The organism is Flavobacterium chilense (assembly GCF_001602525.1).
GTDB classification, from domain to species: Bacteria; Bacteroidota; Bacteroidia; order Flavobacteriales; family Flavobacteriaceae; genus Flavobacterium; species Flavobacterium chilense.
This window is the reverse complement of sequence record NZ_LSYT01000003.1, coordinates 356,113-370,529: the sequence shown is the minus strand read 5'-3', so window position 1 is coordinate 370,529 and position 14,417 is coordinate 356,113. Positions and strand designations below refer to the sequence as shown.

General features: G+C 36.4%; 8 protein-coding genes. All 8 read right to left on the bottom strand.

The window, feature by feature from the left end; genetic code table 11:
- Positions 1 to 143: 143 nt before the first annotated feature.
- Complete coding sequence (locus A4F88_RS10810; RefSeq protein WP_068842616.1) at positions 144 to 2,006, bottom strand: sialidase/neuraminidase family protein; 1,863 nt, start codon at positions 2,004 to 2,006, stop codon at positions 144 to 146.
- Between the two features lie 134 nt (positions 2,007 to 2,140).
- The gene (locus A4F88_RS10805; RefSeq protein WP_068842615.1) at positions 2,141 to 3,058 is read right to left on the bottom strand and encodes a glycoside hydrolase family 43 protein; all 918 of its coding nucleotides are present in this window, start codon (positions 3,056 to 3,058) and stop codon (positions 2,141 to 2,143) included.
- Between the two features lie 257 nt (positions 3,059 to 3,315).
- The gene (locus A4F88_RS10800) at positions 3,316 to 4,884 is read right to left on the bottom strand and encodes a glycoside hydrolase family 28 protein (protein WP_068842670.1); all 1,569 of its coding nucleotides are present in this window, start codon (positions 4,882 to 4,884) and stop codon (positions 3,316 to 3,318) included.
- 226 nt (positions 4,885 to 5,110) lie between these two features.
- Positions 5,111 to 6,514: a glycoside hydrolase family 140 protein gene (locus tag A4F88_RS10795; RefSeq protein WP_068842614.1), complete on the bottom strand. Its 1,404-nt coding sequence runs from the start codon at positions 6,512 to 6,514 to the stop codon at positions 5,111 to 5,113.
- Between the two features lie 259 nt (positions 6,515 to 6,773).
- Positions 6,774 to 9,980 carry a DUF6298 domain-containing protein gene (locus A4F88_RS10790; protein ID WP_143155030.1) on the bottom strand — a complete coding sequence of 1,069 codons (3,207 nt, stop codon included), beginning with the start codon at positions 9,978 to 9,980 and terminating at the stop codon, positions 6,774 to 6,776.
- A gap of 105 nt (positions 9,981 to 10,085) precedes the next feature.
- The gene (locus A4F88_RS10785) at positions 10,086 to 11,792 is read right to left on the bottom strand and encodes a polysaccharide lyase (RefSeq protein ID WP_068842613.1); all 1,707 of its coding nucleotides are present in this window, start codon (positions 11,790 to 11,792) and stop codon (positions 10,086 to 10,088) included.
- 50 nt (positions 11,793 to 11,842) lie between these two features.
- Positions 11,843 to 12,532, bottom strand: a complete 690-nt coding sequence (locus tag A4F88_RS10780) for a DUF3826 domain-containing protein (protein ID WP_068842612.1) — start codon at positions 12,530 to 12,532, stop codon at positions 11,843 to 11,845.
- A gap of 169 nt (positions 12,533 to 12,701) precedes the next feature.
- Entirely contained in the window at positions 12,702 to 14,411 is a 1,710-nt protein-coding gene (locus A4F88_RS10775; RefSeq protein WP_068842611.1) for a polysaccharide lyase, read from the bottom strand.
- Positions 14,412 to 14,417: the final 6 nt, after the last annotated feature.

Below are 14,417 nucleotides of genomic sequence, written 5' to 3'. Positions count from 1 at the left end.
CTCACTATGTCGAAAATCTAAGCCTTAAATTTAGTTCATTAAGTCTTCCGTTACTTAATCTTTCGATGTGAAAACTTTATGACCTCAAATAAGTCAAACTAAACATTCAGCTTAATTTACTTAATATCTTAATGGTAAAATAATTACAACTTTTTAGTAATCACCGATTCGATATTGAATACTGCTTCTGGGATTAATTTTCCGGTTTGAGGCAGATCGTCGTAATCGTATGTATCTGGCTCGGTGTCAGGATTTGGCGTGTGTCTTTGTTCTCCTGTGCGGAACATGATTCGCTCAAAACCATCTGTTGGCGCATAAAATATCTTTGTTGATTCTTTTCCCTCATTTACTTTTATAGTGTACTGACGGTTTTTAGCATCTAATTTAACTGTGATTGTATATGCTTTATTAGCTTCGTATTTTGTAACCGAACTCAAACGCGCACCATTTTTTACCTTTAATTCTCCATCCGAATCAAAAATCAATCTTACCGATGGCAGACCTTGTTTGTTTTGAAATTCAACCTGCAATAAACCGTGATTATTTTGCTCTGGTTTAACTGTGAAAATGGCTTCCATTTTTGATGCAAAAGGAATTACTCTTTCAGCACGAGAATAATCAAAATAATCCTGATCTCTTAAAGTCAGCCATTTTTTACCATCGGCTTTCTTTTCGATTTTTGTTGATGCCCAAGAAAGATCATAGGTATTCCACAATCTCAATTCGTCTCCGTCAGGAAGATTATTAAAAACATCATTTACATTTTCGGTAACTACAGAAGTTACAGGAACGGGAATCGACGCTACCCAAATATCCTCTTTGTTCATGCTGTAACCTACCCAGATTTTTCCGTCTGGCGGAGTTCCATTCTTTTCTGTGATACCGCGAACGTATTGAGGACCTGCCGATTTGTAGTTTCCGCCGTAACGCATCGGACCTACTTCTCCGTGAACCAACAATAAATCTTTATAATTTAATCCGTCATCGCTTGTTGAAATTGCCAAAGGCCAGCGATATTCCGACGGATTATAAAGCGTTGCATAACGATTGTCTGACGTTTTTTGTCCCCAGATTTTAGCGTTGCTATTTACAAATCCTGGCGCACGTAATGGCATATAATCCCAAGATTTTCCTCCGTCTCTACTGATAGAAGTTAAAGCGTGTTTCCATAATCCCACTACATTTCCGTTTGGCAAATGGTAATAACTAAAAGCTTTGTACGGTTTCTGTAACGGAATCAATTCATCGTCACGATCGGCTTCTTCAACCCATTGCTGTAAAACCAAAGGTTCTGATAAGATTTCTTCACAAGCTTTTTTCAAACCTTTGTCTTTTGATGCAGTATAAAATGGGAATTTAGATTTCGATTTATCCCAAGTTTTATTATATCTGATGAAATAGATTTCGCCTAAACTTCCGTCTTTCTTAATTTCACGAATCACACGACCAATTCCTTTTCCATCGTTTGGATCGTCTTTTTCATCCATTGCGATTCCGTAATATGCTAAAGCAAAAAGTCTATTGTCTTTTGACGTATAAAAGCCCATTCTTTGATGCATAATTGCATCCAGATTTTTGGCAACGCCTTCAACTCCTTCTTTCTTCCATCCGTCTGGAATTCTATAAATTGGAAAAATCACTTCTGGTTTTGTCCACGCTACGCCGTCTTTAGAAGTCATTAATAAAGTCTGGCTTGGCGGAATATGTTCGCCCGAAGGATCGCTTAAATAATGCAGATAAAAGGTATTATTCCAATACGCCATCATCGGCTGGTGGTTGTATGTCCATCCAAAACCATCCGATTTTTCGGGATGTTCACGACTTGCACGCATGATTTGTGTAGCGTGAACTCCAACCGCTGGACTTAACATTCCGTGATGGTAATCAATGTTTGAAAGTGTTTTGCCAACATAACGCACAGTATCGTTCTGCGCATTTAAAGCAGTACAAGCCAAAAGGATTGTGGCTATAATAATGTTGGTTTTTATGTTTTGGAAAGTAATCATTGTTTATATTTTTTGTTTCACGCAGATTTCGCAGATTTTAGCTGATATAAGCAGATTTTTTGATCTGCTTTTGATTAAAATAAAATCTGCCTCATCTGCTTTAATCATTTTAAATCTGCGTGAAATTTTTCTATCTATTTCTTTTCAATTAGTCCTTTTAAAACGTCCGCAGAGATTGTTGTAATCGTTCCGTGTTTGTGCCCTTCTGGAAGGCTTATTTTGGATGATACATCTTCAAAATGAACAAAATCTGTTGTACTTAATACTTTATAATTCTTTGAGCCATAATTATCATAATACAATAACCAGTTTTTACCGACTTTCACAACTGTTGGACCTTCTGATAAATACTCGGTTAAAGGTTCAGAACTTTTCTGAAACGGACCTAAAGGTGATTTTCCGAAAGCAACTTTTATATTTCGCATCGGTCTTGTATTGTCCTTCAAAACCAAAACATAATCTTTCTTTCCTTTTTTGACAATCACACAATCGATTACGCTAAAACCTGGATCGTAATATAATTTTGTGTCTGAAAAAGTTTTAAAATCTTTAGTCGTTACATAATACATTCTGTGGTTGTTTTTCTCGTCTTCTACTCCTTTTTCAAATCGGAATGGAATTGTTGATGCCCAGATAATGATGTACTCTTTTTTTACATCATCATAAAAAATTTCCGGTGCCCAAACATTTACCACTTCCGGTTCGTTTTTCATCACGGGAATATACTGCTGTTCTGACCAATGAATCAGGTCTTTTGAACTTGCGTAACCAAAACCATTTCCACCTTTCCAATCTGTTGTCCAAACCATGTGATAGGTTCCGTCTGCCCCTTTTGTGATTGACGGGTCACGCATGATTTTACTCGCTCCGATTTCGGGTTTTAAAAACGATCCTTCTAATCCTTTCCAGTTGTAACCGTCTTCGCTGTATGCCAAATATAAACCTTCTGTTGCGGGTTCTCTAAACGACGTAAAAAGATACAAATCTTTCTTTTTCTGCGAATAACTAATCGCAAAAAGTGAAAGGGTTACTATGATGAATATTTTTTTCATGTCTTGTTTTCTTTTCCTACCAGGTTTTCAAAACCTTGTAGGTATATTTTATGCTTAATCCAGAATCCTACTGATTGCAAAAAAAGCCAAATCTTTCTCTCTAGCCCCGATCGAAGTGGAAATCCTTGTAAACTGGGGTTCAGTTTACAAGATTGTAACGAAGAGCGGGACGATGTTTCCAAAAATGCCTGATCTTTCTGCTTTTAATTATTAATACCTAACAGGTTTTAAAAACCTGTTAGGATACGACTAAATGATTATTCTGTAATTGCTTTTTTATCTAAAGAAGCTCCTTTTTTAATTTTCGTTGTTACGTTGTTTAAAACATTGTTTTTCAAGAAAATATTTTTAGTATCTTTTCCATCGGCCTCTATAAAAATATCAGTTGGATTGAATGGAAAATTATTGTTGATCAACGCATTCGAAACATTATCTAGTTTGATAACCGGAACGCCTTTTATTGCTGTTGAAGATCCAACGTTATCTAAAATGATGTTTTTTGAATCTGATATTTTGAAAGACGAACCTACAATTGCGTTCACTTTTACATCGTGAAATTCAACATCTGTTGCTGTGTTTACGGTAAAACCTTCTTTTCCATCCATATTGATGTTCGAAAAAGTGATGTTTTGAATTGGCATTTCTGTAATTCCTAAAATTTGCCCAGCTTTGTTTACATTAGAAGCTGTAATGTTGCTCATGTGAATATTTCTGAAGATCGGCGTTTTTTCGGTTACTGGTTCAACCTGTGTTCCTTTATCGTAGAAAAGACTCAATACGATAGCTTCTTCTTTGATGTTTTTCATCACGATATTATCTACTCGAATATCTTCTACAACACCGCCTCTTCCTCGAGCCGATTTTATGCGGATTCCACGATCTGTCCCGTCAAAAACACAATTTGAGATGGTAATTTTTTTGATTCCGCCCGACATTTCGCTTCCGATTACAACACCGCCGTGACCGCTTAACATCGTACAATTGGTAATCGTAACATTTTCTGTTGCTTTTCCGTATCTACGTCCATCTCCGTCTCTTCCCGATTTGATTGTAATACAATCGTCTCCAACGCTGATATGACAGTTTGAAATGTGAACATTTGTACAAGAAGAAGGATTGATTCCGTCAGTATTTGGCGAATGCGGATTAAAAATTGAAATTCCGGTTACAGTAACATTATCACAGAATTCCGGGTTGATGGTCCAAAAAGGTGAATTTTGAAACGTAACACCTTCAATTAAAATGTTTTTGCAGTTGTAAGCCTGAAAGAACGATGGTCTAAAGAATTTTTTATCAACCGTTCTTTTGTAATAAGGTTCTGTGTAAAGACCTTTGTTTTGCTCTTCCCACATGGTTTGGTATTTTGTTGGAGGAAGCGGTTCTTTGGCTGTTTCGATTCTGTATACCTCATTCCACCACACTTTTCCTTGTCCGTCGATTACTCCTCTTCCTGTGATCGTGATATTTTCTACATCTTTTGCATAAAATAATGGTTGGAAGCTTTTCATTACAATTCCTTCATAACGCATTTCTACGTAAGGCAGAAAATCATCAAAGTTCTCTGAGAACTTTAAAAGTGCTCCAGAATCTAAGTGAATCGTAATGTTGCTTCTTAGTGTTAAAGCTCCTGTTAAGTATTCTCCAGCAGGAAAAAAGATAGTTCCTCCGCCGTTTTTAGATGCTTTTTCAATCGCATTCTGAATGGCTTGGGTGCATTTTATTCCTTTGTTGTTTCCGCCTTCGTTTAGGATGTTAAGCCAGCCTTCGTTTGCGAAAGCGGTGTTCAATCCGGTTATGAAGCAGAGTATTATTAATATGTTTTTCATAGTTGTGTTTTTGGTTTCACGCAGATCTGGCAGATTTTGGCAGATCAACGCAGATTTATATTTTAAAAAATCTGCAGAATTTGCTAAATCATTTTAAATCTGCGTGAAATATTTTATTCTCATTTTTGTCACCCTGAGCGAAGTCGAAGGGCGCATGTTATATCAAACAATATGTCCAATCGTTGCGGTCCTTCGACTTCGCTCAGGAGGACATACTAGACTTTTTTTACTTTGACTTCAAAATCAAAACCCAGTCATTACCATCTTCTTTTTTACCTTCTGGCTGAAAATTTTGAGTTCCTTTATTATCAAAAGTTCCGATTTTAGTTTTCTTCCCATTTCTCGGATTGTACCAAGTCGCTTCGAATTTATCTCCAGCAATTTTTCCAAGTTTTACTTCTATTATTCTTCCATTGTAAGTGTATAATAAAGCGTATTTTTCTCCTTTTATTGCCGGAATATAATCGTATTTCTCGCCTTGGTTTACTACTAAAGAAACATCTGGAACTCCTTCTAAAAATGGCACTTCTTCCATTAATTTCTTAATATAAACCATTTGTTTTGCTCCAGGCGCATTGATTGCCGATGTCCATAATTCTTTGTTTCCGTAGGCTGGTTTATCGCCTTTTCTGAACATTTGCATTACAGCATTGTGCCCATATGTGTAACCCGCTGCGCCCGATAAAACTGACCAATATCCGTAACGGCGAACATCGTTTGCTGTCCATTTTGGCTGTAGAGTATCGTGCAAACCATGCGGAATTCCTTCATAAGATGGTTCTCCATCAAGTGTAGGTTTTGTAGGTTTTAATTCGAAATCTCTAAGCACAAATTTGTAATTGTCTTCTTTGAAATTCGTTTTTATAGAATCCTGATCGTATCTTCTGTGTCCGGATTGGAACATATTGAAATCCAGCCATTTTTCATTGTGAAAATTCTCTGAAGAATCGGTTCTTCCAAACGGGTGGAAAGTCACTAACTGGTTTGGATTGTTTGTTTTTAAAGTATTTCCGATGGCATTCCAGATGTCCTTAAATTCGTTTCCGTGTGTGTCTCCACCGTTTAACCAGATTACGTTGGTTCTGTTTTTATATCTTTTAGCCAAGAAATCAGCATAAACTATTGCTTGTTCTTTGCTAACTTTATCTCCTTTTGAAACGTTGGTTCCCCAAACCGGAACCATCGCTACATAAATTCCGTTTTTTTGAGCTACATCTAAAGTGTAATCTACGTGATCCCAATAGTCGTATTGTTTTGCATCTTTGAAATCATTTCCTGCCGTAATCAAAGGTTTTGAAACGTCTTCGTTGATTAAAGCTGCATCGCCATAAACGTTAACGGCATTGATATTATGCAAAACCATTACCTGAACAACGTTGAATCCTTTGTCTTTTCTGTCTTTAAAATATTTCTCAATTCCTGCTCTGTCTAGTTTTCCGAATGCCAGCCAGCCTGTGTCGCCTAACCAGAAAAATGGTTTTTCGTTTTCGGTAACAAAATAATGCTGATTTTTAGATACTTTGATTTCAGGCAGAGTTGCTTTTGTTTTGGCAGATTGCGAAAACCCGTTTTGTGCTGTCAACATAAAGCTTATACAAAGAGCGTATAAAGATTTAATTTTCAGATTCATTTTGGTTTGTTTTTGAATTTATGTTTTTTGGTTTTTAGCCACGAATTCACGAATTATTTTTTTATAATCTTTGTGTTTTATTTCACGCAGATTCTGCTGATTTTGGCAGATTAAAATTTAAAAAATCTGCTAAATCTGCTAAATCTGCTTAAATATTTTCTAAATCTGCGTGAAATTTTTCTCTCGCAGATTTGAGCAATTAAGCAGATTTTATTCTCTAATTAATCTGATTAATTCGTGAATTCGTGGCTAATAACTTTTATTTTTTCACTACAAAAAGCACTTTTTCTTTTATTTCAGCTTGTGGGATTACCATTTGTTTTCCTCCGCTGATATTTGCTTTTTTCGTTATATTTCCTGTTGTTGCATTAATTGCAAATACTTCAAATGTTCCTTTTTCGTTTGATAAATCGATTGTAATATCTTGGTCGTTTTTCAAATAGAAAAGATAGCTTTTTCCTTTGTTTTCTAATTTCCAAAGATTGTCTGAAAACGTATTTCCTTCAACTAATTTCATTTCGCTTAAAGCGGCATAAAAGTGAGGCAGTTCAATTTTCGGAATGTTTGGCAATGAAGCTCCAGCCATTAAAGCAGGCCATCCGAATCTTGAAGAACCATCTGTTGAATACAAAATGACTTTTTCTGGATACTTTTCTCTGTATTCACGAACAGCGCGATACACTTGATTATCGGTTTCTTTTCCCGTTTTCAGTTTTCTGGCGTGCTGTCTTGGCGCTAAATTTACACCTCCTTGCGGAGCGTAAGCCGAACCGTCTTCTTTGTAATACCAATAACGAATGTCGATTACGTCAACAGTTTTATTTCTTTTAGCATCATTTAAAATAGCATCTTGAACGTCTTTCGTAGCACTTAATCCAATTAAGCCTTTTTTTCCTGTTTCGTCTTTCCATTTTTGAGCTTGGTCTAACCAGAATTCCATAAAATGAAGCGGGCCAGTATATTCGGCACTTGTTAACTGAATTACGTTGCTGTTTTCCTGAAAGTTTTCAAATGATTTTCTAATGAAACCTTCGTGTAATTTTCTTCTTTGAGCATTTGTAATATCGTAAAATTGCTCCGCCATAAAAATACGTTTGTCTCCTGCATAAGGCGGTGGCTCTGGAAATCCTGTACTGTTGATATTGTTAGCAGAACGCCAAGGTGAACTTGCCCAATGCGCTCCGGCTTCTAAAATGTTGTGCTGAAAATATTGCTGATTGATTAACAATTGTCCGTTTGGTTCTGCCAGCGCTGCAAACTGCGCTAAACGGCTCCAGTACCAATCGTTGAATTTAGTCAAATCGTATTTGCTCAAATGATCCCAAGCAAAATCTTTTCCGCTTCTGGCGAAAGGCTGTTCGTAAAATGGAGGCCAAACATCATCATCAACTCTGCGAACACGCTCGTGATCGTCCATTCTTCTGTCGTACCATAAACCATAATTGTGTTCTAAGGCAACGATATTATTTTTAGTCAAATAATCTACTGTTTCCTGCACTTTGTCTGTCAATCCGTTTCCTGTTCTTCCTGGAACGAAACGAGTGATATGCGGTGTTGATTTATTGACGAAATCATCGGTTAAATCTCCTCTCCACCAAGCTACATTGGTTTGTTTTCCTGCAATTACTTTTCCTTCAAAAGTTAACCAGCCATTTTCTGTAGTTACTTTAGAAGTTGATTTTTCTGTTTTATTTGAAGCAACTTTTAAATCGTTTGCATTTTTTAAACCTTTACTGTCTGTATTAATCGGATTTGCTTTTGAAGCTTCTGCAATCAATTCTTGTAAACTTTTTGCCGTTGTAGCAGAGTTTTTAGTCAATTCTGCAGCAACTTCTACACTCGGACTTGAAGAAGCTTCTGAACCTAAATCATAAATAAAAGGCTGAACCGGAAGTTTTCCTAATCTTGTTTCTAATTGTATATAGAATAAACTTCTTGGACTGATATGTTCGTTTACGTTTTTCCAATGTCCATTTCCACCAAATTGTCCCCAAACTCCAAAAGCCCAGTTTTGTGCTGTTTGCGGACTATAACATTCTACTTTTGAGGCTGATGATTCCCAGATTACAGAATTAGCAGCTGTCCATCCTGCTCCTCTTCCTCCTTGTTCTCTGTTATTGTAGCTTAATGCTTTTCCGTCGATATTGGTAATGTCAAATAAAACTCCGGTTGCCCAGCTTCCTATTGCGCCGCTATTTTCGAATGGTAAATGTGATTCACATTGAACAAACGCATTTGGACCTGTTGTTCCAAATCCGCCTACGGCGAAATCATGATATCCAAATTCTGAATAACAGCGTTGAAATAAAGTCTGCTGACCTTCTGTATAAAAAGTATGTCTTCTAAATGAAGCGATTTCAGAAATTGGTTCTGTGGCAATACAATCTTCAACTGTAATTTGCTGACTTGTCTTTAAAACCGTAACGGCTCCACCTGCAAAGTGTTTGAAATTTACTTGTTTTACCCAAGCATTTCTAGCGCTTTCAATGCTGATTGCCTGCCAACGGTGTTCTTCGTCTTTTAAGTTTGAAGAATTGTAGGTTGATTTTATTAAGATATTTTCAATTCCGTTATTTTCAATTCTTCCTTGCCAAGAATAAACAGTTACTTTAGAAGTTCCGAAAACATTATCTAAAGACATTGTGATTGGAGCGTTTACCATTACTTCGTTTCCGTTTATTTTGGTTACGACACGATTCCAAGTTGTCTCCCAATCCCCTTTTTTCCATCCAATCCAAGAGGTTTCTCCCCCGAAATCCTGCATGTTTACTTCTTTAATGAAATTATCCGTTAAAGGTTTGCTGATTTCTATTTCGTCTCCAACTTTTAATTTTGATGTATTTTTTAATTGGATTTTCTGAGTTCCAAGTGGTGTGTAAGCATTCATAAATTCAAATGAATCTTTATATGCTTTATCATTTTCGCCTAAAACTCTAATTAAAGCTTCTCTTTCTAAACCTGTTCCTAAAAGTACGGTTCCGTTTTCTGTATTACCGCTTCCTCTTAAAACAACTCCTGATTTTCTAATGTATAATGTTCCGCTGATTTTGAACGTTCCTTTGTCTAACAAAACCGCTCCACGAAATCCTGATTTATCAGGTTTTAATGCACTTACATAATCAATTGCATTTTGGATTTTCTGTGTTGCATCATCTTCTTGTTTCGAAACAAAAATTTTGTTGTCTAAATTTGGAATGGCAACTTCAGAGTTTCGATATCCTGCAAAAGAAAAATCAGGAATTTGATTTCCTTGATTATCTGTTGTGAAAGAAAGCTTTCCTTCTTTGGTTTTGATGATATCTGGGAAATTGTTTTGGGCTGTGATGTTTATACTGAAAAGCATCGCCAAACCAGACAAAACTATTTTATCTTTTTGAAGGGAGATTGTATTTTTTAACTGGATAAAATTCACCTTATTATTTTTTTTAGACTTTAAAATTAAACCATATAAGTAATATAAGCTCATATAATTTTTAGGTTTGTCTTTTTCCACAAACTAGGTGGATATTCTTAGTGTACATAAACCTGACAGGTTTTAAAAACCTGTCAGGTTTACGTTGAGAATACTTAACTATTGCAACAATGATTTCAGCTTCGCTAGAGTATCTGTATTGTTTTCCGTTTTCGTCCAATCAATTTTAGTGTTTGGATCGATTCCGTTAAAATATTTCTCGATGTTGGTGTATCCGTCTCCGTTTGCATCTTTATTAGCATCTGAAGCATCATTTGGATTTAAACCGTATTTCTTTTCCCAAGCATCTGGAATTCCGTCATTATCTGAATCTTTATACGCTTTTCCTTTGTAAGTTGGATATCCGCCAACTTGATCAGGATGCGTTATAATTCCTTTTTTATATGAATCGGCTGGTAATCTTCTTTTGATATATTCTTTTCCGATTGAATTTTCTAAACCGTCTTTTACTTCGATTTTTCCAGTTTTAACTTGTTTGATAATTCTTTCGTCAACAGCATCTCTTTTCGGAATTGTCGCTCCAACATTCGTCAAAACAAAATCATAAGCTTCTTCTGCTGACATGATATTGAATTTTGGCATTGAAAAAGGTTTTGGCTGTTTGATTGCGGCTAAAAATTCTTTTGTTTCTGCTTCTGGAAGGTTTTCCAATTGCACACCGCCATTCCAATTGTCCGCTGTCACCTCAGGAGAACCAACAATAAAGTTTCCTGAAACGTAAGCTCTTCCGTATTGTTTTGGCTCAATATATCCAGATTCAGGTTTTACGATTCTGTGTGCAATAGGTTCGTTTTGTGGTGTAATTGGCCCCGGTTTAAAATAATTGTTGATGATATTCAACATCGAACGATAATCTCCTCCGTCCAGCGTACGATTCCACCAATTAAATACTACGTTATTCACAAAATTAAAGTCACCATACATTCCGATAGAAGCGTTTCTCGAAATGTTGTCGGCCCATAAGTTGCGCATAAAAGTACTATTTAATCCGCCAATTGTACTTCCAAAAGCGTGATTATACGTGTCTAAACCTTCTGATGAAATAGTGTTTTGAATCGTGATATTACAAGCTGGTAATTTTTCCAATTTTGATTTTGAATTCGGAGCAAACTGATGTCTGTATAAAGAAACATTTTCGTCTAATCCCCAGCTTACCGAGCAGTGGTCTACGATAATATTTCCCATCGGATTTCCTCCCAACGCATCATCTCTTCTGGTTACATCAGTTTCCCCACGTCTGAAACGCATGTGTCTGATAATAACGTCATGTGTGTCGATTTCTAAAGTTTCTCCGGCAATACAGATTCCGTCACCTGGAGCAGTTTGCCCCGCAATGGTTACGTAAGGCGCACGCATGCTGATTCTTTTCTTTAAACGAATAATTCCTGAAACGTTGAAGACGATTGTTCTCGCTCCAACAGCTTCACAAGCTTCACGAAAAGTACCTTTTCCGCTGTCTTCTAAACTCGTAACTACAAATATTTTTCCGCCGCGCCCGCCTTGTGTGTAAGCTCCACCGCCTTCTGCGCCTGGAAAAGCAGGAATATCAGCAAAAACAAAATCTTTTGGATAGGATGCCCAAGGTAAATATGGTTTTCCTTGTTTTGCTTCTTCTTTGATTATATGAAGATTATTATTCCAGATTTCGCTCAGCCTTTTTTCTTCATCCGCTAAAATAGCATCTGCTTTTTCCTGAACAGGCTTTGGAATTACGGGATATTGGGCATATGCCGATGATACAAGCGAACAAAATGACAGCGCCATAAATGTTCTCTTTAAAGTACGATTGGGAAAAATATTTTGCATGAATTGTGTGTGGTTGTAGTTAATAGTTTTTGGTAAAAAGTCAAAGAAATTTATTCTTTTACAGTAGAATCTTTTGTTTTACTTTTCTCTCTTTCTTCGATACGTTTGTGCCAGTCAGCACTTTCTTTATTTAAATCGTAACCTTGTTTGGATAAATAGTTATTGATTCTTCCTTTATATTTACCAAACCAGCCGTGTTTTTCTTTAGATGAACCTGCATCCATTGCATGCTCTCTGGCTTCAACTAAAGCTTTGTAGATATAGTCTTTTTGTTCTGCAGTTAAATTTGGCAACATATCGTTGTAACCTGCGACTGTGATAGGAAGCACTCCATAAGTCATTCCGTCTTTTACCTCAGTGATTTTATCTTCTGATAATTCTTTACCTAATTTTTTGATATAAGATTTATGCAGTTTTGCAATTGATTCGTCTGCTTTTGACTTCAGTTTATCAATTTTCTCGTTTTGCTTTTCTTTGGCTAAAGAAGTATCTTCTTTCACTTTTTTTATTTCAGCATCTCTTCCGTCCTGGATTTCAGTTAAATCTCTAAATTGCTGCGCGATAATATTTGAAACTGCTTTTTCTTTTGCTTCGTTCTTCAAATCTAATTTGGTAACGATTTTTGCAGCTCTTTCGTTAGTAACTTTTACATATTCAGGATCTAAATGCTGTTGTGCATTTAAAGTTGAAAATGCAAAAACAAGCGATAATAAACCAGCATTTATTTTATTTAGTGCCATTGTCTTTATTTTTTTAAACACATAGAAACATAGATTTTCTTTGTCCATAAAAGGCGTTTCACTTGTTATTAATACACATAGCTATGTGTGCAAAATCTGGATTTTCTTTTATTTTCTTTTTTAGATTTAATCTATGTTTCTATGTGTTAAATAATTTTTTCTGTTTTTCTTATTTTAAATCTAATAAAGGTCTAACTAAAGTCTCTTTGTTATTAGCTAAATCTTTCCAGTCTACTTTTATTGCAGGATTTACACCGTTGATGTAATCTTCTATATTGGTATATCCATCTCCGTTTAAATCTCCTTTTGCATCAGATGGATCGTTCGGGTTTAAACCGTATTTTTTCTCCCATGCATCCGGCATTCCGTCTTTGTCTGTATCTACATAAGGTTTTCCTTTGTATTCCGGATATCCTCCAACTTGAGAAATATCAGTGATGATACCTTTTTTATACGAATCCATCGGTAAACGTCTGTGTTCGAATTGGTAGAATTCTTTTTTCTCTAATCCTTTTGCATATTCCGGAATTCCGGTTTTTACTGTTCTTACAATTCTTTCGTCTACTTTATCTCTGATTGGCAAAGTAGCTCCAACATTTTTAAGTACAAATTCATACGATTCTTCAGCCGTCATGAATTTGTTGAACCAAGGCATTGGGAAAGGTTTGTCTGCTTTCATTTTATCGAAATACGTTTTCGATTCTTCATAAGTCATTAACTCACCTTTTTTATTTTCTAGCTGAATTCCGCCGTCCCAATTGTCTTTGGTCACTTTTTCGTTATTGTTTACCACGTTTCCGTTTACATAAGCTCTACCAAAAACCATGTATGGTAATTTACTTCTTCCTGATTCTGGTTTTAGGATTCTATAGCTTATTGGCTGTGTTAAATCGGTTACAGGTCCTGGTTTATAGAAGTTGTTTATGATATTGTAATTAGCAGTATAATCTCCACCATCTGTAGATCTGTTGTACCAGTTGAAAACTACATTATTCACAAAATTGAAAATTCCGTTCCAACCAATAGAAGGATTTCTACCTGCATTGTTTGCCCACATATTTCTCATAAAAGAGCAGTTTTCTCCACCTAAAGTACTTCCGAAAGCATGATTGTAAGTATCCAAAGCTTCTCCGAATAAACTGTTTTGGATGGTAATATTTACCGTTCCAACTTTAATATCCGGATAACCTGGTCCCGGATTGTACATATGTCTGTAGATTGACATATTTTCGTCTAATCCCCAAGTTGCAGATACGTGATCGATCATGATATTTCCAACAGGATTTCCTCCAATAGCATCATCACGACGACCTACGAAAGTTTCTCCACGGCGAAAACGCATATGCCTGATCACTACATCGTGAGTGTCAACCCAAACTGATTCTCCGGCAACACAAATACCATCTCCGGGAGCTGTCTGTCCTGCAATTGTAATATATGGTGCACGAATAATTAACGGGCTTTTTAATCTGATGATTCCGGCAACATTGAATACTATTATTCTTGCTCCTCCTTTTTCGCAGGCTTCACGTAAAGTTCCAGGTCCGCGGTCTTCCAGACTTGTAACGGTGTAGATGTTTCCGCCACGACCTCCAAATGTATACATTCCGCCACCTTCAGCACCCGGGAAAGCAGGAATTTCTGCCTGAGGTAAATCGGTTGGTCTTGCTGCCCACGGAATATATGGTTTTCCATGTTTTGCTTCTTCTTCAATAATCACTAAAGCTTTTTCCCAGGCTTCATCAGAAAGTTTTTGAGCTTCTTCTTTAATAGCTTTTTCCTGCGCCTGAACTTCCGGGCTTATCTTCGGGTATTGTGCGAAACAATTTGCACTTCCCAAAAACAGAAGCGTCAAGATAAATAATGCTGAATTTTTCATGTTAAT

Coding starts and splice junctions, on each gene's coding strand:
- A4F88_RS10810 (WP_068842616.1), bottom strand. CDS start 2,006: ATGATTACTTTCCAAAACATAAAAACCAACATTATTATAGCCACAATC.
- A4F88_RS10805 (WP_068842615.1), bottom strand. CDS start 3,058: ATGAAAAAAATATTCATCATAGTAACCCTTTCACTTTTTGCGATTAGT.
- A4F88_RS10800 (WP_068842670.1), bottom strand. CDS start 4,884: ATGAAAAACATATTAATAATACTCTGCTTCATAACCGGATTGAACACC.
- A4F88_RS10795 (WP_068842614.1), bottom strand. CDS start 6,514: ATGAATCTGAAAATTAAATCTTTATACGCTCTTTGTATAAGCTTTATG.
- A4F88_RS10790 (WP_143155030.1), bottom strand. CDS start 9,980: ATGAGCTTATATTACTTATATGGTTTAATTTTAAAGTCTAAAAAAAAT.
- A4F88_RS10785 (WP_068842613.1), bottom strand. CDS start 11,792: ATGCAAAATATTTTTCCCAATCGTACTTTAAAGAGAACATTTATGGCG.
- A4F88_RS10780 (WP_068842612.1), bottom strand. CDS start 12,532: ATGGCACTAAATAAAATAAATGCTGGTTTATTATCGCTTGTTTTTGCA.
- A4F88_RS10775 (WP_068842611.1), bottom strand. CDS start 14,411: ATGAAAAATTCAGCATTATTTATCTTGACGCTTCTGTTTTTGGGAAGT.